Here is a 22,377-nt window from a genome sequence, read left to right as displayed (position 1 = left end):
ATACTGTTGGGTTGTGATTTTTTTCCTTAAGGATTAGTGGGGAGGTAAAAGGAATACGTTATTTCTTAGCTAGCTAAGTGTTTTATACATACATTATTGTCTTTCTTATCTATACGAAACTAATGAAATAGTACTTATATCTCGCTGTTTTCGTACAATGACTTATAATCCATTGACTGTTACTCCTGCGAAGTTTAATGATTAAATTTAAGAATGAAGTTGCACGAAATGTCGCAACTTTAATGACAGGGACAGTGTTAGCTCAAGCTATACCTATAGCTGTCAGTCCAATATTAACACGACTTTATACTCCCGAGGATTTTGGTCTATTTGCATTGTACGGTGCCTTGGCTGCTATCATTAGTATGTTGGCTACAGGGCGGTACGAGCAAGCTATCATGCTACCTCAAGATGACGATGAGGCTATTAACATAGTGATATTTTCACTTGGGATTGTTGTTAGCGTTTCAGTTTTATCCTTGGTGACAGTTTTTTTATTTAATGTAGAGCTGACAAAACTTCTCGGGAGTGATGATATTTCAGGGTGGCTGTATTTGTTGCCAGTAAGTATTCTTGTTGTTGGTTGTTATCAAAATTTCTATTATTGGGTGAACCGACAAAAGAAATATAAGAATATTGCAATTAATAGAGTTTTCCAGAGTGGTGGTACTGCTGCAGTCCAAGTATCTACTGCATTTGGGCATGTTGGTGGTGGACTCATGATGGGCTTAGTAGTTGGTCAGACTATCGGTTTAATTGGATTGTTACAAGCAAGTGGGAAAAAAGTGATTGCTTTTATCCCTGCTGTTTCTGTAGATAAGGTACTTGAATCGGCAAAAAGGTATAAAAAATTCCCTCTGTTTGATTCAATGTCTTCAATACTAAATATGTCCACTTCTCACTTGCAAAACATTGTCTTAGCTGCATTTTACGGTGCTCAGACTGCCGGGCTGTATTCATTAGTCTTAAGGGTTTTGGTTTTCCCATTGTCATTTATCAATGGTGCACTACTTGATGTTTTACGAGATAAATTTGTAACAGAATATAGAGAGACGGGTGGGGTAAAAGTTTTTTATCGTAAAGTTTTCCTTGTTCTGTTTGTACTTGGCTTGCCTCCTATGTTGTTGTTGTTGTTGTTCGCTGAAGATTTATTTCAGATTGTATTTGGTGATAACTGGTTAGAAGCGGGGGTATATGCAAGTATACTGGCACCTATGTTTTATATGCGATTTATATCAAGTCCATTGAGTTATATGTTTTTTGTTGCAGAAAAGCAGGAGTGGGATGTTGTAGGAAATATCCTGCTGTGTGTTTCACTTGTTGTTTCTGCATTAGCATCAGATTCCGCACGTGATTTTGTAATAAGGATATCGTTTATGCATGGATTTGTTTACTTTTTGTATTTAGTCGTATCTGCAAGACTTGCTAAGGCCATATAAGGTGAATTTTTTGAAACAGGTTATTTATAAGATTTTATTGAGTGTTTTGCCGAGGTACATTCGTGAAACAGAGAAGTCGCAAACTCCAATAACTTTGAGATACTTCTTTTTTCAGAAAATTTTAGGTTTTAATCGTCGCGTCTATTGGCCAGTTCATTATACAAGTATAGTGACAAATCCCAAGAATGTGTATTGTGGGGTTGAAACCTGTCCTGGATTTATGCCTGGTTGCTATATCCAAGCAGGAGGGAAAATATTTATAGGCAATTACACGCAGATTTCTGCAAATGTTGGAATCATTACAAAGAATCATACACTTGGTGATAATAGGGCTCATATGCCCTCAAGGGATGTTGTCATAGGGGAGTATTGCTGGATTGCGATGAATTGCATGATTCTCCCGGGTGTGAAGCTTGGGGACTTTACTGTGGTAGCCGCAGGGGCTGTAGTTACTAAGTCTTTTGAAGAGGGCTATTGTGTGATTGGTGGAAATCCTGCTCGCATAATTAAGAAAATAAACCCCCAGGAGTGTGTGAGGCACAAAAGTGAAATTGAATACAACGGCTATATTCACTCAAGTTCCTATGAAGATTTTAGGCGGACTAATTTGAATGTCTGACAAAATTTATGTGGTAGATTATCAGGCAGGAAACCTTGGGTCAGTGAGTAATATTATTCGTCATATTGGTGGGGAGCCGGTCCTTGTGAATAGACCTGAAGACCTGCTGAAAGCGGATAGAGTAATACTTCCTGGTGTTGGGGCATTTGATTTTGGTATGAGTGCCCTAACTTCTAATGGGATGAATGAAGCTGTCCTAGAGGTTGCAAAGACGGGAATTCCCTTGTTGGGGATATGTCTTGGAATGCAGCTGTTATTAAATTCAAGCGATGAGGGGAAGCTTCCCGGGCTTGGGTTGATCAAAGGAAAGTCAAATAAATTCAAAGACCTTTCTGAAGGAATGAAGATACCGCATATGGGTTGGAATACTGTGCGCGGAATTAATTCTGTCTTGTTGAAAGGACAGGAAAAAGAGCAAAGGTTTTATTTTGTTCATTCGTATTTTGTAGAGTGTGATAGAAAAAGTGATATAGCTGGCGTTTCTACCTATTCACATGATTTTGTTTCTATGGTTGAGAATGAAAATGTTTTAGGAGTACAGTTTCACCCTGAAAAAAGCCACAAGTTCGGCATGGCGCTTTTAAAAAACTTTTTAGAGATGTGAGTATTAATGCTACATACTAGAATAATTCCTTGCTTGTTGATAAGGGGTAGGGGGCTGGTTAAAACAGTTGGCTTCAAAAAGCCGAGTTACGTTGGCGATCCTCGAAATGCCGTAAAGATATTCAATGAGAAAGAAGTGGATGAGCTGCTGCTCGTAGATATAGAGGCTACACGAACTGGAAATGGACCGAATTTCTCACTAGTGCAAGAGATTGTAGCTGAGGCTTTTATGCCAGTTGGCTACGGTGGTGGTATCCAAACTGTAGATGATGCCAAGAAGCTTTTTAGCATAGGAGTTGAGAAGGTTTGTGTTCAAACAGCAGCAATTGGGTCACTGGAACTTGTAACAAAGCTTGCCAAGCAGTTCGGCAGTCAAAGTGTCGTCGTATCAATTGATTTGAAGAAAAACCTCTTCGGAAAATCAAAGCTATATTCATCCGCATCAAGAAAGATTCATAAAAAACCGTGGGAAGAGTTCTTGGTGGAGGCGGTCAACGCTGGTGCAGGAGAGGTACTTCTCAATTCTGTCGATAGAGATGGAAAAATGTCTGGATATGATTTGGTGGAGATATCTAAAGCATCCGAAATTTGTGATGTGCCACTGATTGCGTTAGGAGGTGCTCGTTGTTTGGATGATTTTGTGAAAGCTGTAAAAGTAGGTGCCTCTGCCGTGTCGGCAGGTAGTATGTTTGTATATCAAGGGCCGCACAAGGCGGTGTTGATTAGCTATCCGCCCTATGGGCAGTTAGAAGAGTTATTAGGTGAGAATTAGTGGTATGAGTGTTCAAGTGTGTAATCGGTGCGTAATGGATACTTCGGCACCATCCATTGAATTTGATGAGACAGGAAATTGTCAGTTCTGTTCCAATTATTTGAAGCGGCTGGATTCAATGCCTAGCGTTGAGACTTATTCACAGCAACTTAATACACTAGTCGACAAGATAAAATCTGAAGGACAAGGCAAAGAATACGACTGTATCATTGGAGTGAGTGGTGGTGTAGACAGTACTTACGTCGCTTATCTTGTGAAGAATCTGGGCTTAAGGCCTCTAGCAGTGCACTTGGATAATGGATGGAATTCAGAATTGGCGGTTTCGAATATCGAGAAAACTCTAACCAAGCTGAATATAGATCTCTACACACATGTGATTGATTGGGATGAGTTCCGAGATCTACAAATGTCTTTTTTGAAGGCATCTACACCAGGGATGGAGATTCCGTCAGACCATGCAATTTACGCAGTTCTGAACAAGATGGCTGCGCGCTATAAGATAAGGTATATCATTAACGGCTCTAATTTTAAGATGGAATATATTATGGAGCCGGCTTGGTCAGAAATGGTTGGTCAGATGGACTGGAAGTTGATTAAAAATGTCCATAAGCAGTTTGGTAGGGTTAAACTGAAAACTTATCCTCACTTCTCACGTATGGATCTATATTTTTCCCGCTTTGTGAATCGGTGCTCCGTGGTCAATATTCTAGATTACGTGGACTTTTCGAAAAATGAGGCAATGAAAGTCATACAGGATAAGCTTGGCTGGGTATACTATGGTGGGAAACACTATGAGTCGATTTACACTCGGTTTACCCAAGCTTATATTCAGCCTCGTAAGTTTGCTATAGATAAGAGAAAAGCTCATTACTCTAACTTGATTTGCATGGGGGAGATGACGCGTGATGAAGCATTATTGGCGTTGAAGGAGGATGCCTACCCTGATGAGTCTATGAAAGATAAGGACCTTCAGTTCTTCAAGAAGAAGATGGGGGTTTCAGATGAAGAGTTTAATGTGCTGATGAATCAGCCGGTTAAGGCTTACAAGGACTACAAGGGGTATTTCAACAGCGGACTACATGGCTGGTTGTACAAGCTTGCGTTGAATGTGCATTTTAATCTGAAAGGTAAAGGGTTTTATGGCAAGCGCGAAGCGTAAGGTGCTTTATGTTACTGGCCTATGGACAGGTATAAAGCCTTTTTTTCTCGAAGGTAACCCTGAGCCTAAAGGTATGCCCGCATTTTTTAATCCTTTGTTGATGATGGCGAACGATGATCGATTTGATGTTATCGACATTTTCTTCTTTGGTTCTGCTGTGCCATCGTCCTTTAAACTGCCTGATCAATATCGTTCAAAGATCAATGTTAGAGGGTTTGGCTACAAAGGAAAGCTAGATTTCATCGCTGTTGCAACAAGGTTGCTGCATGCATTGCTTAAAGTGTGCAGTAAAGAAAAGGTTGATGTACTTTATGGTCATGGTCCTGCGGGTGCTATGGCAGGACTGACGTCACTGGTAAAACGTGTACCTAATGTGAGGCGAATATACGGTACTTTTCTTATCGATGAGATTAAATCTGCAAAGCTCAGTTTGTTTTTTAAGCATCCGTTGGAGTATTTAGCTTTTTCATTGCCTGCTAAAGCTGTTGTCATAACAAATGATGGTACGCATGGTGACAAGGTGTATCAAAAGATTGGTTCTAAGTATTCTCCGCTTTTCTTCTGGCTAAATGGCGTGGAGAAGATCAATGAAGGTCTCCCCTCTGCTGAATCGATTCGCAAAAAGTTTGGTTTATCTGGAAATCCCTATGCGTGCTATGTGGCGCGCTTTGATCACTGGAAAAGACAGGACATTGTTGTTAAGGCAATGTTGGAAGTTGTCGATTTCAATCTTGAGCTTGATATGGTTCTTGTAGGACCAGTGTACAATAGAAAGTTTTACCAGGAGCTTAAAGAATATACCGAGAGCCATGGACTGACAGAACGGGTACATTTTATACCTGGTGTAGAAAAAAAAGAAGCTTTGGCACTGATTCGTGATGCTAAGGTAAGCCTGTCTTTTTATAATATCTCTAATTTGGGTAATGTTTTTCTTGAAACTATGGTATTAAACACGCCAATTTTAGCTCAGAACATAAATGGTTCACTAGCAGCAGTACCCAAAGCGGCTTATATGGAGCCTAGCTCTGTGGATGCAGAGGGTATTGCCGAAGCATTGCAGAAGTTGACTGTTGATCTGACCCTCGTGGAGCAGCAGGTCACAGCAGCAAAAGAGTTTGCACTGAGTGAGCTATCAACTTGGGAGGAGCGATGTGAAAGGGAATTGGAACTTCTTTTATAAAGTTTGTAGGCTAACGGAGTTGGCTTTGTTGAAGAGATATTTGTTTAAGGCTCTTGGTGTTATCTTCTTTTCTATATCGACTGTGACATTTTGTACGAATTCAGCTGCATGGGAAGTTGTAGAGTTGCCATCTCCTGGCAAAGAGGGGTACGACGACAAGGGGATTCGCTATCACAATTATGGTGGCTCTCGCGGTTATCAATACAACCCTCTGTATGTTGCAAATGATGCTATCAGTTTCTCGGAGTCATATAGGTTTCTCACTGAGCAGTCGGATGCTCAGGCGGCTCATTATCTAAAGGCATATTGGGATGTTGTCAGTTGGTATTCAGATTGGTTGGTTAGAAAGAATGATTGGTTGTTAGTGCCCTATAAATTCGATGCTCGAGGTGCCGAGTCACCCTGGTATTCAGCGATTACTCAGGCAAGAGTAGCCAGGGTGTTTATCATCGCCTATGAATTGAGTGGTGATGAAAAATACCTTTCCACAGCGGAGAGTCTACTTGAGCCATTGTTTGTAGAAGTGGATAAGGGCGGTTTTTTGTATAGAGAGGGGGAAATTATTTTCTTTGAGCAGCATGTCAAGCCGCTTTATGACCACACTCTAAACGGTCACATGTCCGCACTTCTGGATATGAATTATGTTAACAGAATACTTAAAAGCCAGAAGGTACAGACGTATTTTGAGTTGGGAGTGGCCTCTCTAGAAAGCACCTTTTGGCTGTTTGGTATTCCAGAAGAGATGAGCTTTGGGCTGATGATGCAGCCCGGCGCTAAATTTTCCAAGCCCAAGGTTATCGAAAATACCTACAAAAGCTATGACCTGAAGCACCTCGAATATTTAAAAGATCTCTATCATGTGACTGGGAACGAGTTCTTTTATGATTCATTTATTCGATATTATGCTGTTATGGTTTATCGTGACCTATTTAAAAAGGGCGCGAATGTTGTATCAGCGTCAGCTGGTGCTTTATTGCTGAACTCTACGGGGTTTGATGCAAGCTATAATCTTGATCGAGCTATTGATAACTACTCGTTGAACCCCAAGGATTACGCTGTTTTCAATAGTGGCAAGAAAAATATATTTGAGATCCAGCTTTCAGAGAAAAAAAGAGTCGGGTCTATTTCGTTGCGCTTCCACTGGAGTGAGTATCCACGACAATTTACCATAAAAGGTTGGGTTGACTCCAAATGGGTTGAGCTTGTGTCTGAAAATGATTGGGAGCCGCCGGGGGCTGCACCGCTATATGATGCTGTATTAGATGTAACAGGAGTTGAGAAAATTAAATTTGAAGCATCCAATTTTTCAAATCACTCTAAATTGATGTTAGATTTCTTCTCAGTGTCAGAAACTCTTGGTGCTTCAAGAGAGTTGGGTGTATGGGAGGCAGCTCAAGACCAAATGGTTGTGAGGTTCTTGGGGTTGAAATTCGATGAGGAGTTAAAAGACTTGCAATCAGGGCAAGTGAATAACCGGTTGTTGGATCGATTTGTTGCTAGTTTTAAAGAAAAAAAAATAGATATTAATGATCTCTTCGACTTCTTGGGATTGGAGGGGGTTCAGGCTTATCCGTACGTGAAGGAAGACTAATGCTCGTTTATTTTAGGATTATGGTGGCTATTTGTTTATTTTTTTCACCTATTTTATATTCAAGTGATGTTAGTACTAGTCTTATATGGATAAAAGCAGATCCTCCTGTTCCAGGAAGTGACGAGTTTGATGAGAAAGGTATTAGGCTACATCATTACGGGGGGGGAAGTTGGAAGGCAATATAACCCACTTTTTATAGCGGATGATGCAAAAAACTACTATTCAAGTTTCCATAATGTTCCGGAGGGTTATAGGCCTCTAGAAGACTATAAAGGATATTTTTTTACAATCATCGATTGGTATCTTCGTGAAATGGTTGATAGCCAATTAGGTCTTTTAATACCTTATAAATTTAATAATCGAGGAGTTACAGCTCCGTGGTATTCTGCTATTACGCAGGCTCGAATTGCTGAGATTTTTGTCTTTGCTTATCGATGGACTCTTGACTCAAAATATTTGGATATTGCAAGAAGGTTGGTTAAGCCTTTGTATGTTGGTATTAAATATGGAGGCTTTTTATACGAAGAAAATGATGTGATTTTCTTTGAGGAATATAAAACAAATGATCATGTTCTAAATGCACATATTTCGGTTGTTTTAAATCTGATAGAAGTTAATAAGGATCTTAAGGATGAAAGGCTTTCTGCTTTAATTGAGCGCGCAATATTCTCAACAAAAAAAATTCTTCCTCTCTATGAAATTCCCGAGAAAATGAACTTTGCACTTAGAATGGAGCCTGGGTCGGTGTTTTCAAACCCTGTACTGGTTGAAAATGTTCATGAAAGTTATGATTTTATTCATTTGAAATATTTACAAAGAATGTATCAAATTACAGATGATTCGTTTTTTAAAAAAATCTTTGCGAGGTACTATTCCGTTCTTGCCTATCGTGCCCTTTACAAGGGTGAGAGCAATTTAGCTTCCGAGTCTTCCGGAAGTAAAATCGTTGAAACTACAGGCTACGATTCGAACTATAGCTTAGAGAAGGCAATCGAGAATCATGGGTATAATCCTAAGGTCTATGCCGTTTTTAATAGTCGAAGTTCTTGTGAGTTCTCTGTTGTGTTCGACGGGGAGCGAGATATAGAAGGGATGAAGTTGAGATTTCATTGGGACCAATACCCCAGAAGCTTTAAGTTGGATGCTCTTGTGAATGGAATTTGGCAGCCACTTGTTAATGAAGATGGTTGGGCACCAAGTAATGCTTCTCCAGACTATGAAGCTTCTTTCTCTATTTCTGATGTTTCAAAGATAAGATTTACTGCAAGTGACTGGAGTGGGCAAAAGAAGCTGATATTGGATTATTTCTCTATTGTCGAGCGCAGTGGTAATGAACGCGATGTGCAGTTCTGGAAGGCTCGATCTCAGCTATCAGTCGTTAAATATTCCGGGATTGATTTTGAGGACGACGATTCTGACTTCTCTTCAATTAATAGGCAGCTGATTGATGGGTTCTCTAAAAAATGGCTAAGTTCGGGTGAAAGCATGGAAAGTGTAGTTTTAAGGTTTCATCGTACGATGGGGTCGGGTAATGAGGTGTTTCCGTAGGTTAATAGATGTTGAACCGATTTTCGTGGCTTATGGCCTCAGTTTTCAGCTTTGAGTGTTACTTTGTTGCCTACTTATATGCAGGAAGGTTCAAAGGTGATGAACGCCTTTCTTGGTTGCCGGTAGATCTGACTGCTGCTTTCTTCCTGCTGAGCATACTAGCTGCATGCTGGGTGCTATTAAAGAGTCGACCTTTATCCAAGGATATACTTCTGCCTTTGGCTTTAGTGTTACTTTTCTTTGTGTATGTTGGTGTGAGTATAGGATGGTCGCCAGGTCACAGTTATTCGGTCTCTAAGACTTCGTATCTGCTGACACTCACTGCGTGGTGCGTATTGGCACCATTGATTGTGGTGTCATCGGATATGCATCGTCTCAAGAGATTATTGGCATACTTACTTCTATTTTCAATTGTTAGTTCTATTGAGGCCGTTATTGTCTATCTGAAAGGGGTGGTAGGGTTCTTGACAATCTTTGGCTCTAATTATCTAGCACTTGGCAGGACGCTGGGAGTTGGAATGGCAATCGCGATTGCTCTTGGGTATCGCTATTTTTGCAGGAAAGATTTTAACAGTTTCTCCTTGTGGATGGGTGTGGCTGGAGTTTTTGTCTTATTAATGTTGTTGTCGGGTGGAAGGGGTCCCACATTATCCGCTCTAATATCTTTGGTTGTATTTTTTGCCATTATACTCTTTTCAAAGCGAGGCTTTCTGGTACGTAATCGCTGGAAGTCATTTTATATGGCTTTTTCTGTCCTGTTTGTTGTAGGGCTCATAGGAATTCTGGTTGTTTTTAGTGAAGAAATGTTTCAAACAGTATTCAGGATTGGTGTGATCTTCACTCAAGACGATATGGGGTCATCTGTAGCGGCTCGTGTTGAACATTTTGGTCAGGCTCTTGTGCGATTTAGCGAAAGCCCGATATGGGGTAAAGGTATCGGGGGGTATGCTGCTGCAAATGAAGGTAGGGCATACCCTCACAATATTATTCTCGAGTTGCTTGTGGAAACAGGCCTGCTGGGTTGCGTATTGTTTTTAGTGGTTTTAGCGGTAGCTCTTCGCTGTATTCTGATTGAGGCAGTGCTTCGTGCGGACTGGTATGTGTGGGCGGTGCTGATGATTCTGGTGCAGGGAATATTTAATTCCATGTTTAGTGGTGATTTCAATGATAACAGAATGCTGTTTATGCCTATGTCATTATGTTTTGTAGTTTATATGATTCATAAGAAAATACGCATAAGTAATTGATTTGTAAGGGAGAGATTGTGGCTTTCACTAGGATTTACCATATTACCACGGTTCATAACCGACAAGACACGCGGATATTCCACAAAGAGTGTGTAAGCCTTGCAAAGCGTTATCCTGGAAGTGTGAAGCTTATGGTCGCAGATGGTCTGGGTAATGATAAGGTGCAGGGAGTAGAGATTTTTGATCTCGGTGTAAGTCCTATGGGGCGCTTAGGGCGCCTTTTGTTCGGAAGTATTAAGGTTGCTTTCAGATGTTTAAAGTTTCGGCCAGATGTAGTGCATTTTCATGACTCAGAGCTAATAATTGTCGGTTTATTTCTGAGGATCGTCGGTATTCCAGTAGTTTACGACATGCATGAGAATGTTCCCGAAGATGTCAAGTCCAAAACCTGGATTCCAAGCTGGTTGAGGTGGCCGGTTGCTTTCCTGATCAAGACTATTGAGCGTATCGCTTTACCTTGGTTCAGGGTCGTGATTGCCGAAGATTCGTACGGTGAGTTTTACCCTTGGTTGAAGAAGACTACGATTGTCAGAAACTATCCTGATTATGACCGAATTGAACGCTTCTCTTCAATCGCGCATAAGGAATATACGGTTGGATATGTGGGGGGCGTTACTATTTGTCGTGGAATACTTGTGGTTGCTCAGGCGATTTCTGATTTGCGTGAGAAGGGGAGAGATGTCAACTTTCTGTGCATTGGTCCTGTACAAGAGAAAGTTAAAAAGGACGAGCTCTTTGTTAAAGGATGTACAGAAGGCTGGATAGTGGCTACGGGTCGGTTGATGGGGGAGGATGCTTGGTGCCAGGTAGCCAAGTGCAAGGTTGGTGTTGCTGTTCTTCAGAATGAGCCGAACTATATACGGTCATACCCAACGAAACTGTTCGAGTATATGTCACTTGGTGTCCCGGTGATTGTGTCGAATTTTCCACTGTATGAGCAAGTTGTCAAAGAGTCGGGTTGTGGTTTTTGTATTGAGCCCGGCGATGTGGCCACGCTATCGAAGCGAATTTGTGACGTGATTGATATGAGTGAGTATGAGTATGACTCCATGGTCGCGTGTGGCCAAGAGTCAGCACGAGAACGGTATTGTTGGTCATCAGAGGCAACTGTGCTAATTGACTTTTATTCAGATTTTTTGCCTGGAATAAGTAAATAAAATGTGTGGTATTGTTGGGTATTTTTCCTCTGAGCACTTGTCTGATTCTCAATGGAAACAGGCGTGTGCACTGCAGAAACATCGTGGTCCAGATGCACAGGGAGAAGCTAAATCGAGTAGGGGTTTATGGTGCTATGGTCTTGGGCATCAGAGGCTGTCAATTCTTGATCTTTCTGGTGCGGGTAGTCAGCCAATGCACCATGCTGATACGGGGGCACTACTTATATATAATGGTGAAATTTATAATTATCTTGAACTTAAAGCTGAATTAGAAAAAATTGAAGGCGTATCATTTTCTGGTGGTTCTGATACGGAGGTAGTGTTAGCTGCATTAGTTCATTGGGGCGTTGAAGAGGCCACTCGCCGATTCAATGGTATGTGGGCATTTGCATATTACTCTCCGACTGATGATTGTGTTTATCTATCCAGAGACAGAACCGGTGAAAAGCCCCTGTACTTCTACTTTTCAGATAAAGAGTTGCATTTCTCTTCTGAGCTGAAAACACTGTTACTAATGACAGGGAAAAACTTCAGTTTGAATATGCAGGCTGTTGGCGAATATCTTTCACAATCGTTGCTGAATACGACATGTCACACATTCTTTTCTGATATTGAGCAAGTACAGCCTGCTACCATCGTTTCAATTGACCTCTCTGGAGAAGCACTGAAGAAAGATGTATCTCTATATTGGGACATACATAATATCTCCGATGTGCCGGTTAGTGAGGATGAGTTTATTGATCAGATTAGAAGCACTTTTCTGGACAGTGTGGAAAAACGTTTGAGAAGTGATGTCCCTGTTGGAGTGCTGCTTTCAGGTGGTCTTGACTCTTCAGCAATAGCTGCAGCAGTAGATAAGATTAATGGGAAGAATGGTCACTGCCGTTTACTAGCTGCAGTTAGTGATGACCCAAGGTTTGATGAGTCGCCTTTTATTGATAAGGTTGCTGTTCATTTGAACAGATCTGTTGAAAAAGTCGAACTTCCATTAAGCTCGGATACCTTGTTTTCTTTACTTGAAGAAGCAACATTTCATTCGGATAGTCCTATTGGCAGCTTTTCAAATATTGCTCATTACTTATTAATGAAGAAAGCAAAAGAGCTAGGTCTTACGGTTGTTCTCAGTGGTCAGGGAGCTGATGAATTGCTATGCGGTTATCGTAAATTCCTTGGCTTTTACGTTCAAGACTTATTGAGAAGTAAGCGCTATTTTAAAGCATGTAAAGTTTTGTGGGATTTTTGGCGTAACGGTGCAATACTCAATCAGTTCTCTTGGGCTGAGGCTAAAAGATACCTTCCTTCAATATTCCAACGGGGTCGCAGAAATATTCTTGGTCCAGCTCTTAAAGAATACTTACCGGTCAATTTAGGGTTGAAGAGAGGAGAGTCTCTTTCCTCAAGACAAATTCTGGATGTTGAGCGATTCTCCGTTCCAACGCTAAATCACTTTGAAGATAAAATGTCAATGGCTTGGTCGAGAGAAATTCGTCTGCCTTTTCTTGATCATCGACTCATGGAACAACTGTTATCGGCACCAAGTGAGCTTAAAATTAAGAAGGGTTGGACAAAGTACGCTATGCGCAAAGCAGTGGAGCCTTACTTACCTTCAGAGATTACTTGGCGAAAGGATAAGCAAGGTTTTGTAAATCCCCAAGGTGAATGGCTAAAAAAAGATCTCAAAAAGACAGTCCTTGATCAATATTTTCATAGAGATGCCTTGATATTCAAGCTAGATCTCATAAATCGAGAGCAGCTGTTGGCTCACTACAATGAGTATTGTTCTCAATCGCATGGGCGTGAAACAATATGGTTCAAGGAAATTTTTAACCCTTTAGCAATGGAGGTTTGGTTGCAAATGAATCGTAAATATATCAAAGGGTTATGATGAAAACAGTTCTGCCTGTATATAAAATACATCTGGTAAGATGGCCTAAGAAGATCAGTACGTTCTGTATGAAAGTATTAACTGAGAGGCAGAAGAGTGAAACTGTTTAAGTTACTTGAAATATTTTGAAGAGTCAGTTATGAAAGTTACCACCATTATCGGTGCGCGCCCGCAATTTATCAAGGCAGCGGTGGTCTCACACGCCTTTGTTGCAAAGGGTGTTACAGAAACCATACTCCACACTGGCCAGCATTTCGATGCTAATATGTCCGATGTGTTTTTTGACGAACTGGGCATTCCTAAGCCAGCCCACCATTTAGGAATTGGAGGTGGCAGTCATGGACAGAACACCGGTCGAATGATTGAAGCCATTGAACAGGTGTTATTGAAGCAGAGGCCTGACTGGGTAGTGGTATATGGTGATACAGACTCCACCCTTGCCGGAGCAGTGGCTGCAGTGAAGCTGCATATTCCGGTTGCGCATGTCGAAGCTGGGTTACGCTCATTTAACCGAAGTATGCCAGAAGAAATCAATCGAGTACTGACTGATCATACTGCTACCCTGTTATTTGCTCCCACCCAGACAGCTGTCCAGCATCTTGTATCTGAAGGTATTGCAGGCAATACAGTGCAATGTGTAGGCGATGTGATGTACGATGCTGCGCTGTATTATCGTCAGCGTGCAGAGAGTCGCAGTGAGATTCTGAAACGGCTCGATTTGCAGCCTAAGGCCTATACCTTGGCTACTATTCATCGTGCAGAGAACACCGATGACCCTAAACGATTAGGCTCCATTCTCTCGGGTTTTGCTGCCTTTGGGCACACAATCGTGTTACCGTTGCATCCTCGTACGCGTGCCCGTCTGGCAAGCTTCGGATTAGCTTTCCCGCCCAATGTGAAGTTCATCGACCCCGTGGGTTACCTCGACATGGTCATGCTCGAACAAAACGCCAGTCTAATTGCTACGGATTCAGGCGGAGTACAGAAGGAGGCTTTCTTTCACCGAGTACCATGTGTAACACTGCGTGACGAAACAGAATGGACGGAGTTAGTTGATGCTGGATGGAATCGGTTGGTGCCTCCAATTAATAACACTGAGACTGTAAAAGAGGCGATGACTTCAGCTCTTGGCAGTCAAGGGGATGATATACAGCCATATGGTTCTGGTAATGCGTCATCAATTATCGCAAACAGTTTGATCGAGAGCTTTGAATTGTGAAAAACGTCTGGATTCTGAATCATTATGCCCAGGAGCCAGGGGGAGCAGGTGGAACTCGCCATTACAGTCTTGCTAGACATCTTTTATCACATGGTTGGTGTGCGTCGGTGATAGCGGCAAGCGTTGAACTCAATACAGGGCGTCAGCGGCTTTCGGCTGGAGAAAGAAAACGTATTGATCATTTCGGGGGCATTCCATTTATGTGGGTACGAACCCCTCAATACAAAGGTAATGGCGGGGGACGAATGTTAAATATGTTGACATATGCGCTCCGCGTACTGATTCCAGGGGTCACACGAGAGCTTAACAGGCCAAGTGTTGTCGTTGGATCCAGTGTTCACCCGTTCACTGCTGTCGCTGGGCTAATCTTGGCTAAGCGTTTTCGCGTACCATTTGTGTTCGAGGTTCGTGATCTGTGGCCACAAACACTGGTAGATCTCGGTAGGCTTCGTGAAGAAAGCATCATTACCAGTGTACTGCGCTCTATTGAAAAATGGCTGTATCAGCATGCAGATAGCATTGTGGTGCTGTTGCCACAGGCAGCAAAATATATTGTACCGCTCGGCATTCCTGAGCAAAAAATTGTCTGGATACCTAATGGCGTCGAACTTGATGGCTATCCTGAACCCGCACAGCCATCAACATTAGATACCTTCACATTAATGTACTTCGGTGCCCATGGTCAGGCAAACGGACTCAATAACGTACTAAAAGCGATGGCCGAGTTAAAAAAACGCCCGGGAATGCGGCACGTACGTCTTAGGGTAATCGGTGATGGGCCGCTTAAGGCCGAGTTGATTCAACTGGCGCGAGAGTTGAATTTGGACAGTGTTGAGTTCGAGGAACCAGTACCGAAGCAGCAGATCCCTTTTCTGGCGGCAGAGGCTGATGCATTTGTATTCAATTTGATCGATTCTCCTGTTTTTAAATTTGGTATTAGCTCTAATAAACTCTTCGATTACCTTGCTGGCGGGCGACCAATACTTTTCTCCTGTGAGTCGTCAAACAATCCTATAGAAGAAGCTAAAGCAGGTATTACGGTTCCACCTGAAAATCCTGAGGCATTGGCAGAGGCTATTACTACGCTTGTAAAGATGACTCCAATTCAGCGTGCTGCTATGGGACATGCTGGGCGAGACTACGTTGAAAAGAACCATGGTTTTGATGCACTCGGAGCTCGTTTCGCCACTTTGTTGAATGAATTGGTAAGTGAGCGCAGATGAATGTGTTGTGTTGAACCGCCTTGATCAAGGCGCAATTGCTGAGAGCTATGGTGATTGGCTGTACAAAGATGTTTACTTGTGTTGGCCATGCATAGTGTGACGAGAGGCTAAGGCTATGTTTCGCTAAAGGGTTGACAGGACTAAACTGTCACGAGGTTCTTCAACCGGAGGCTAGGTTATGCAGTCTCAGCAGTTTCAAGAAGTTCTTAATGCAATTTCGTTACTGACAAATCAACAGAAAAATATTCTGCTTAATGCACTATCGGATCGACATTCCCCTTCCGATATTGCTGTCTCCATCGAAGAGGGCTTTATAAAGGCACCAATATGCCCACACTGCGGTTCTGAAGATCTACAGCGGTGGGGTATTCGCAACCAGCGCCAGCGTTTTCGTTGCAAGGATTGCCATAAAACTTTGAACTCTTTTTCCAAAACACCATTGGCTCGACTCAGGCACCCCGAAAAATGGTCCAGTTATCTAGGGGGGGTGTACTCATCTGAACGACCTATCAGCTCGTCATCAAACTGACCAAAAAGCCAGCTGATATTCAGCTAGAATGTATTATTTTGGTTTGTTATGGCTCGCACAGTACTCAAAGATGAACAGTGGGATCGGATCAAAGACATGCTACCAGGTAAAGCTTCTGACCCTGGACCAACAGCTAAAAACAGGCTGTTTATTGAAGCGGTTCTCTGGATTGATCGCACTGGTGCTCCGTGGAGAGACTTACCCGAAGAATTTGGTGATTGGCATAACACGTACAACCGATTTAGTCGCTGGTGTGCAAAAGGTATATGGAATCGAGTCTTTGAAGAACTGAATAGGGATCGCGATATGGAGTACCTGATGGTTGACGGCTCAATCATCCGAGTTCATCAGCATGGTGCCCCCCAAAAAAAACTCAAGATGTTGAGGCCGTCGGAAAATCAAGAGGTGGTTTAACGACTAAGATCCATGCCGCTACTGATGCGCTCGGTAATCCTATTCGCTTCATTCTCACAGCCGGTCAAGCGTCAGAGTATGGTCAAGCTAATGCCCTATAGAGGGTTTGTCAGCTGATTTTGTTCTTGCTGACAAAGGCTATGACTCCAATGCATTCCTCCTTGAGGTCAAGGAATCGGGAGCTGAACCGGTTATTCCTCCAAGGTGTAACCGGGTAAGCCAGCGAGATTATGATAAAGAAATTTATAAGGAACGGAATCTGGTTGAGCGACTATTTCAAAAACTCAAAAATTTCCGGCGTGTAGCAACTCGCTACGAGAGGCTGCTACGGAATTATACGGGGATGCTTCAGATAGCGGCCATCATGATCTGGTTAGCGTAAATCTATATTACAATCTGATTGGTCGGCTGGATGAGAACGCCCCCTAGAAGGAATGACTCATTCTCACACGCTTCGTCCGGCTGCCAAGCAGTGCCAAATATCGCTTGGAACTTCATTCCGCTGGCGTCATCGCTTTTTGCAAGCCATTGAGCATGATCAGGCACCAGAGCTTGGTGGTATAGCGGAAATCGACGAAACATTCTTTCGTGAGTCGTTTAAGGGGCAGAGGAAAGGTCTGCCTAGACCTGCTCGCAAAAGAGGCTCCGATAAGAAATCTGAATGCAGGAAAGTCCCAGTCATGGTAGCCAGAGATCGCAACTGTCACACTGTAGATGGTATTCTTGATAACGAGAGTGCAGACGAACTTTGTCGTCATTTGAATGGTCGAATCAATATTGAAACTGTTGTTTGTGCTGATGCAAGTCTCGCTCACGAGAAGCTTGCGAGGAAGCTGGGATTCACCTTCAAGGAGCTGGTGACATCATCTGGCAAAAGGGTTTTAGATGGAATCTTTCACTTACAACATGTCAATGCATATCATGGCCATCTTAAGGGCTGGATAGAAGGGATTTTTCATGGGGTTGCGACAAAATACTTACCACATTACCTGGGCTGGCGTAGAGCTTTAACCGGGATTCAAACTCTAACACCTGATCGATTGGGTAATAAAATTATGGAGTTTCTCCGCTTTCAACCTTTAAGTGCAACATAGCCAGAGGCTAAGGTTTAAATGAAACGTACTATCGATATTGTTATCTCTTTTTTTACTTTAGTAATGCTTACCCCTGTATTGGTCTATGTGGCTCTGAAGGTACGCCGTAACCTGGGAAGTCCAGTTTTCTTTACTCAGGAGCGACCAGGTTTGAATGGCAAACCTTTTTATATGGTCAAGTTTCGTACCATGCGTGATGCTTGCGATGCTGATGGACAGCCTTTGCCTGATAGCGAGCGTCTGACGGACTTTGGGCGCTGGCTGCGTGGCTCCAGTCTTGACGAACTGCCAGAGCTTTGGAATGTACTAAAGGGTGATATGAGTCTGGTAGGGCCACGCCCTCTGTTAATGCAATATCTCCCTCTGTATTCAAAAGAGCAGTATCGCCGCCATGAGATGAAACCTGGTATTACTGGCTGGGCACAGATTAATGGTCGAAATGCAATTAGTTGGAAAGAGAAGTTTAAGCTGGATATTTGGTATGTAGATAATCAATCTTTGTGGTTGGATATCAAAATACTATTTATGACGTTCAAGAAGGTGCTGTTTAAAGATGATATTAGTGCAGATGATCACGCTACTATGCCTTACTTTACGGGTGCATCAGGCGATATGGACAGCAAAAAGCACAAAGAATTAAAGGATTAGTATGAAAAATACTCTCTTAATTCTCGGTGCTGGTGGTCATGCTAAAGTTGTCGCTGATTGTGCACTTACTACAGGTCTGTGGCAGTCTGTTTGCTTTTTGGATGATAGGTTTCCAATGTTAAAGAAGGTAGGGTGTTGGCCTGTTATTGGATGTGTCTCTGATATGGAAACATTTGTTGATCAATTTCCTTCGATGGCATTGGGGGTTGGTGTTAACTATGATGCACTTCGTTTACAGTGGTTAGAGCGAGGTTTAAAGGCTGGTGCTCAGTTTCCTGCTGTTATTCATCCAGCCTCTGTTATCAGCTCCTTTGCTTCGGTAGGGCAGGGTGCAGTTGTTTTTGCCGGTGTAGTTGTGAATGTAGCAACAGTTATTGGTCGTGCCTGCATTCTTAATACCAACAGTACTGTAGATCATGATTGCCATGTAGATGATGGTTCACATATTTCCCCTGGTGCCTCTTTGGCTGGTGGCGTGTCAATAGGCAAGGCTGTTTGGGTAGGTATGGGAAGTCAGATTATTCAGGGAGTATCGATTGGTTCAGGTGCTATTGTCGGAGCTGGGGCTGTTGTTCTTGATGATGTTGCTGAAAATACTATTGTTGTTGGTGTTCCTGCCAAATTAATTTCTTAACCACAACATTCGTGAAGGGCTAAAGTAAGGCTCTTTTGTTTAATCTTTGTGGACTCTATTGTAAGTATATCCCCAAATGTTTAATACCCCATTTTCTCCATGGCCTTCCTTCACTCAAGAAGAGGTTGAAGCCATTTCTCGAATCCTGCTGTCCAACAAGGTTAATTATTGGACAGGTACTGAAGGTCATGAGTTTGAAAAAGAATTCGCTCAATACACTGGGAGTAAATATGCCATAGCTTTAGCCAATGGCACATTAGCTTTAGACCTTGCACTAAAAGCGTTAGATATTAAAGCTGGTGATGAAGTGATTGTTACTTCCCGTACTTTCATTGCCTCTGCCAGTTGTATTGTTAATTCAGGTGCTATCCCAGTATTTGCTGATGTTGACATAAACTCTCAAAATATTACTGCAGATACTATCCAAAAGGTCTTAACCCCTAAAACTAAGGCCATTATCTGTGTACATTTGGCAGGTTGGCCTTGTGAAATGGATGACATTATGAATTTGGCTCACCGCCATAGCTTGTTTGTCATTGAAGATTGCGCCCAGGCTCATGGAGCTACTTATAAGGGTAGAAGTGTAGGGTCTATAGGTCATATTGGTGCTTGGTCTTTTTGTCAAGATAAGATAATGACTACTGGCGGAGAGGGTGGAATGGTTACTACCAATGATGAGGCTTTATGGAACAGAATGTGGTCTTATAAAGATCACGGCAAGTCTTATGATGCTGTTTATAACAGGGAGCATCCTTCTGGTTTCCGTTGGCTTCATGAATCATTCGGTACTAATTGGCGGCTTACAGAAATGCAGTCAGTCATCGGTAGAATTCAGCTGAAACGAATGCCAGTGTGGAATAAGCTTCGTAAAGCAAATGCTACGGCAATCAGTAATACATGTTCCGAGTTTTCTGCTCTGCGTGTACCAGTATTACCACAATATATACAACATGCTTTTTATAAACTTTATGTCTTTGTTCAACCCGATGAGTTAAATAAAGGTTGGAGTAGAGATAGAATTGTTGCTGAAATTCAGTCTAGAGGCGTTCCTTGTATGCAAGGTACATGCTCAGAAGTCTATAAAGAAAAAGCATTTGATGCGACAGGATTTAGGCCTAATAAAGACCTTCCAGTAGCTAAAGAGTTGGGGAGTGACAGTCTAATGTTTCTAGTGCATCCAACCTTGAAGGATGACGAAATAGAAAAAACAATCGTTGCTCTTCGAGAAGTTATGCTTCAAGCCTCTCAGTTAAGATTCTAACATTTGGATTTTAAAAGAATGCGCCACATACTGCTCTCTCTACCACGCTCGGGAAAACGGCTGGTTGCATTGCTATTTGATTCAATAGCAATAATTCTTTGCTTATGGCTGGCATTTTATATTCGCTTGGGTGTGGTGGATTCGTTTATTCGTTATTATCCTGCGTTTATTGTTGCTGTAGCAGTGACTTTACCTTTTTTGGTTAGAATGGGACTTTATAGAGCTGTGCTTCGCTATATGGGCTCTGACTCCATAATAGTCATCATTAAAGCATGTTCGTACTCCACGATCTGTTTAATGTTAGCTGGCTTTGTTTTTGGCTCGGTCCATCTTCCCCGTTCAATACCATTTATTTACTGGCTGCTGTTACTACCCACGATGACGATCTCCCGTTATGTGATTCGAAGCTGGTTATTGGAGGAGTCTATAGTAGATATCTTTCCAGAGTTCTTTCCTCGGAGTCAAAGTCATTCACGAAGAGGTATACCTGTGGCCATTTATGGCGCAGGAGCAGCAGGAGTGCAGGTTATGTCTGCTTTAGACAAGGGGATTGAGTACCAACCTGTAGCCTTCCTTGATGACAAAAAAGACAATGCTGGTCGTGCCATTCAGGGGAGACGTATATATCGGCCTAAACATTTCGAGCAGATGGTTCAGGAGACAGGAGTGCAGGAGATACTTCTTGCTATACCCTCAGCAACAAAAATAAGACGAAAGGAGATTGTCCAGACTCTTGAACAACATGGTCTGCCTATTCGAACAGTACCTGCCATGTCTGATCTAGCAAGCGGCCGCATGAAAATGCAGGAAATCCAGCCAGTTGATATTGGGGATGTTCTTGGAAGGGAAGAGGTTGCACCGAGGCAAGATCTTCTAGAAAAGTGTATCACTGGTAAGGTAGTTTTGGTTACTGGGGCAGGTGGCTCGATTGGTTCTGAACTTTGCAGACAAATTCTTAAGAAGAAGCCTTTATGTCTGGTCCTTTATGAGCACGGTGAATACAGCTTATATTCTGTCGAGCAGGATCTAATAAAGACTCAAAATAGTTTAAATGACTTTAAAGCCGTTCAGATAGCAGCAGTACTAGGTTCTGTAAATAATCCAGACCGATTGATTGAAACGTTGCGCAGATTCGCTGTGGATACGGTTTATCATGCCGCTGCATATAAACACGTACCTATCGTTGAACATAATATTGAAGAAGGTTTACGTAATAATACACTGGGAACGCTTTATGCGGCTCAAGCAGCTATTGTCACTCAAGTAGAGCGTTTTGTACTGATATCTACGGATAAGGCGGTGAGACCTACTAATGTTATGGGAGCTTCAAAGCGCTTAGCTGAAATGGCTTTACAGGGGTTGGCGGATGAAAATTTCGTAAATCTGTTTCACGCGGAAAAGTTTGGTGTTGAATCAACTACTAAAATTCCTGTAAATACCTGTTTTACAATGGTTCGGTTTGGCAATGTACTTGGCTCCAGTGGCTCGGTTATTCCAGTGTTTCGTGAGCAGATTCGAGTAGGAGGTCCTATTACAGTTACTCATCCAGACATAAATCGTTATTTTATGACGATTCCTGAGGCTGCGCTTTTGGTGATTCAGGCAGGTGCAATGGCCAGTGGTGGTGAGGTCTTTGTGCTGGATATGGGACAACCTGTCAAGATAGTTAATCTGGCGAGACGAATGATTAATTTGTCTGGTTTAACCCTAAAGGATGAAAGTAATCCCGAAGGCGATATTGAAATTGTTTACACGGGATTACGACCTGGTGAAAAACTTTATGAAGAACTGTTGATTGGAGACAATGTAACAGGTACAAGTCATCCTAAGATAAGTATGGCAATGGAAGGTAAAGAGTCATGGAAGGACTACAGACTGGCTTTGGAAACTGTCTTCGAAGTTGCCAGAGATCGACGTTTTACTGATCTAAGAAATCTGCTTTCTAGTTATGTAAATGGCTTTGCCCCCACTTCTGATGTAGTTGACTGGATGGATCAGTCTAGACAGTCTGATTCACGACAAGAGAAGCAAGTACTGAAATATCATTGACTATTAAACAGTGTGTCGGGCAGGATTAAGCATTTTTCAACAAATAATTCAAAATGTTCAAAGTCATATTTAAATAGCCCTAACGGCTATTGGCCTCTTTGTTAAG

The 22,377-nt window shown here is 42.3% G+C and carries 17 protein-coding genes and 3 pseudogenes; all 20 read left to right on the top strand.

From position 1 onward, the window contains the following. The first annotated feature begins 197 nt into the window (after nt 1-197). The 20 genes and pseudogenes from GZ78_RS24305 (at nt 198) to GZ78_RS24205 (ending at nt 22,271) form a co-directional block, all read left to right on the top strand. Nucleotides 198-1,439: an oligosaccharide flippase family protein gene (locus GZ78_RS24305; protein WP_034842231.1), complete on the top strand. Its 1,242-nt coding sequence runs from the start codon at nt 198-200 to the stop codon at nt 1,437-1,439. Between the two features lie 10 nt (nt 1,440-1,449). Further along, nucleotides 1,450-2,058, top strand: coding sequence for an acyltransferase (locus tag GZ78_RS30830; RefSeq protein WP_330217632.1), 609 nt, complete (start codon nt 1,450-1,452; stop codon nt 2,056-2,058). Continuing rightward, a complete protein-coding gene (hisH, locus tag GZ78_RS24295) occupies nt 2,051-2,662 on the top strand; it encodes an imidazole glycerol phosphate synthase subunit HisH (protein WP_034842230.1) in 612 nt (203 codons plus the stop codon). The genes GZ78_RS30830 and hisH overlap by 8 nt, the downstream gene beginning before the upstream one ends. Before the next feature lie 6 nt (nt 2,663-2,668). Further along, entirely contained in the window at nt 2,669-3,433 is a 765-nt protein-coding gene (locus tag GZ78_RS24290) for an AglZ/HisF2 family acetamidino modification protein (protein WP_034842227.1), read from the top strand. Between the two features lie 4 nt (nt 3,434-3,437). Beyond that, nucleotides 3,438-4,592, top strand: a complete 1,155-nt coding sequence (locus GZ78_RS24285; RefSeq protein WP_034842489.1) for an N-acetyl sugar amidotransferase — start codon at nt 3,438-3,440, stop codon at nt 4,590-4,592. After that, entirely contained in the window at nt 4,573-5,772 is a 1,200-nt protein-coding gene (locus tag GZ78_RS24280) for a glycosyltransferase family 4 protein (RefSeq protein ID WP_081870020.1), read from the top strand. The genes GZ78_RS24285 and GZ78_RS24280 overlap by 20 nt, the downstream gene beginning before the upstream one ends. Further along, nucleotides 5,744-7,363: a D-glucuronyl C5-epimerase family protein gene (locus GZ78_RS24275; RefSeq protein WP_034842222.1), complete on the top strand. Its 1,620-nt coding sequence runs from the start codon at nt 5,744-5,746 to the stop codon at nt 7,361-7,363. Before GZ78_RS24280 ends, GZ78_RS24275 begins: the two co-directional genes overlap by 29 nt. 129 nt (nt 7,364-7,492) lie before the next feature. Further along, nucleotides 7,493-8,911, top strand: coding sequence for a D-glucuronyl C5-epimerase family protein (locus GZ78_RS24270; protein ID WP_034842219.1), 1,419 nt, complete (start codon nt 7,493-7,495; stop codon nt 8,909-8,911). An 8-nt stretch (nt 8,912-8,919) separates the two neighbouring features. Continuing rightward, complete coding sequence (locus GZ78_RS24265; protein WP_034842217.1) at nt 8,920-10,158, top strand: O-antigen ligase family protein; 1,239 nt, start codon at nt 8,920-8,922, stop codon at nt 10,156-10,158. A 131-nt stretch (nt 10,159-10,289) separates the two neighbouring features. Beyond that, nucleotides 10,290-11,315, top strand: coding sequence for a glycosyltransferase (locus tag GZ78_RS24260; protein ID WP_034842214.1), 1,026 nt, complete (start codon nt 10,290-10,292; stop codon nt 11,313-11,315). Nucleotide 11,316: 1 nt separating this feature from the next. Beyond that, nucleotides 11,317-13,200, top strand: a complete 1,884-nt coding sequence (asnB, locus tag GZ78_RS24255; protein ID WP_034842212.1) for an asparagine synthase (glutamine-hydrolyzing) — start codon at nt 11,317-11,319, stop codon at nt 13,198-13,200. 139 nt (nt 13,201-13,339) lie between these two features. Continuing rightward, on the top strand, nt 13,340-14,419 hold the full coding sequence (wecB, locus tag GZ78_RS24250) for a non-hydrolyzing UDP-N-acetylglucosamine 2-epimerase (RefSeq protein WP_034842200.1): 1,080 nt from the start codon (nt 13,340-13,342) through the stop codon (nt 14,417-14,419). After that, complete coding sequence (locus GZ78_RS24245) at nt 14,416-15,642, top strand: glycosyltransferase family 4 protein (RefSeq protein ID WP_034842198.1); 1,227 nt, start codon at nt 14,416-14,418, stop codon at nt 15,640-15,642. Before wecB ends, GZ78_RS24245 begins: the two co-directional genes overlap by 4 nt. Before the next feature lie 178 nt (nt 15,643-15,820). Next, nucleotides 15,821-16,141, top strand: a pseudogene (locus tag GZ78_RS24240) (transposase); the annotation flags it as partial. Nucleotides 16,142-16,219: 78 nt separating this feature from the next. After that, nucleotides 16,220-16,967, top strand: a pseudogene (locus GZ78_RS28550) (IS5 family transposase). Nucleotides 16,968-17,010: 43 nt separating this feature from the next. Then, nucleotides 17,011-17,679, top strand: a pseudogene (locus GZ78_RS24225) (IS1595-like element ISEnu2 family transposase); the annotation flags it as partial. An 18-nt stretch (nt 17,680-17,697) separates the two neighbouring features. Beyond that, entirely contained in the window at nt 17,698-18,327 is a 630-nt protein-coding gene (locus GZ78_RS24220) for a sugar transferase (protein WP_034842193.1), read from the top strand. 1 nt (nt 18,328) lies between these two features. After that, entirely contained in the window at nt 18,329-18,961 is a 633-nt protein-coding gene (locus tag GZ78_RS24215) for an acetyltransferase (RefSeq protein ID WP_034842191.1), read from the top strand. Between the two features lie 76 nt (nt 18,962-19,037). Further along, a complete protein-coding gene (locus GZ78_RS24210; protein WP_034842189.1) occupies nt 19,038-20,222 on the top strand; it encodes a DegT/DnrJ/EryC1/StrS family aminotransferase in 1,185 nt (394 codons plus the stop codon). An 18-nt stretch (nt 20,223-20,240) separates the two neighbouring features. Continuing rightward, nucleotides 20,241-22,271: a polysaccharide biosynthesis protein gene (locus GZ78_RS24205; protein WP_034842188.1), complete on the top strand. Its 2,031-nt coding sequence runs from the start codon at nt 20,241-20,243 to the stop codon at nt 22,269-22,271. Nucleotides 22,272-22,377: the final 106 nt, after the last annotated feature.

The sequence above is a fragment of the Endozoicomonas numazuensis genome (assembly GCF_000722635.1).
In the GTDB taxonomy this organism is placed as follows: domain Bacteria; phylum Pseudomonadota; class Gammaproteobacteria; order Pseudomonadales; family Endozoicomonadaceae; genus Endozoicomonas_A; species Endozoicomonas_A numazuensis.
This window is presented reverse-complemented; position numbering and strand designations above follow the sequence as displayed.

Coding starts and splice junctions, on each gene's coding strand:
- GZ78_RS24305 (WP_034842231.1), top strand. CDS start 198: ATGATTAAATTTAAGAATGAAGTTGCACGAAATGTCGCAACTTTAATG.
- hisH (WP_034842230.1), top strand. CDS start 2,051: ATGTCTGACAAAATTTATGTGGTAGATTATCAGGCAGGAAACCTTGGG.
- GZ78_RS24290 (WP_034842227.1), top strand. CDS start 2,669: ATGCTACATACTAGAATAATTCCTTGCTTGTTGATAAGGGGTAGGGGG.
- GZ78_RS24285 (WP_034842489.1), top strand. CDS start 3,438: ATGAGTGTTCAAGTGTGTAATCGGTGCGTAATGGATACTTCGGCACCA.
- GZ78_RS24280 (WP_081870020.1), top strand. CDS start 4,573: ATGGCAAGCGCGAAGCGTAAGGTGCTTTATGTTACTGGCCTATGGACA.
- GZ78_RS24270 (WP_034842219.1), top strand. CDS start 7,493: ATGAGAAAGGTATTAGGCTACATCATTACGGGGGGGGAAGTTGGAAGG.
- GZ78_RS24265 (WP_034842217.1), top strand. CDS start 8,920: ATGTTGAACCGATTTTCGTGGCTTATGGCCTCAGTTTTCAGCTTTGAG.
- GZ78_RS24260 (WP_034842214.1), top strand. CDS start 10,290: ATGGTCGCAGATGGTCTGGGTAATGATAAGGTGCAGGGAGTAGAGATT.
- asnB (WP_034842212.1), top strand. CDS start 11,317: ATGTGTGGTATTGTTGGGTATTTTTCCTCTGAGCACTTGTCTGATTCT.
- wecB (WP_034842200.1), top strand. CDS start 13,340: ATGAAAGTTACCACCATTATCGGTGCGCGCCCGCAATTTATCAAGGCA.
- GZ78_RS24220 (WP_034842193.1), top strand. CDS start 17,698: ATGAAACGTACTATCGATATTGTTATCTCTTTTTTTACTTTAGTAATG.
- GZ78_RS24215 (WP_034842191.1), top strand. CDS start 18,329: ATGAAAAATACTCTCTTAATTCTCGGTGCTGGTGGTCATGCTAAAGTT.
- GZ78_RS24210 (WP_034842189.1), top strand. CDS start 19,038: ATGTTTAATACCCCATTTTCTCCATGGCCTTCCTTCACTCAAGAAGAG.
- GZ78_RS24205 (WP_034842188.1), top strand. CDS start 20,241: ATGCGCCACATACTGCTCTCTCTACCACGCTCGGGAAAACGGCTGGTT.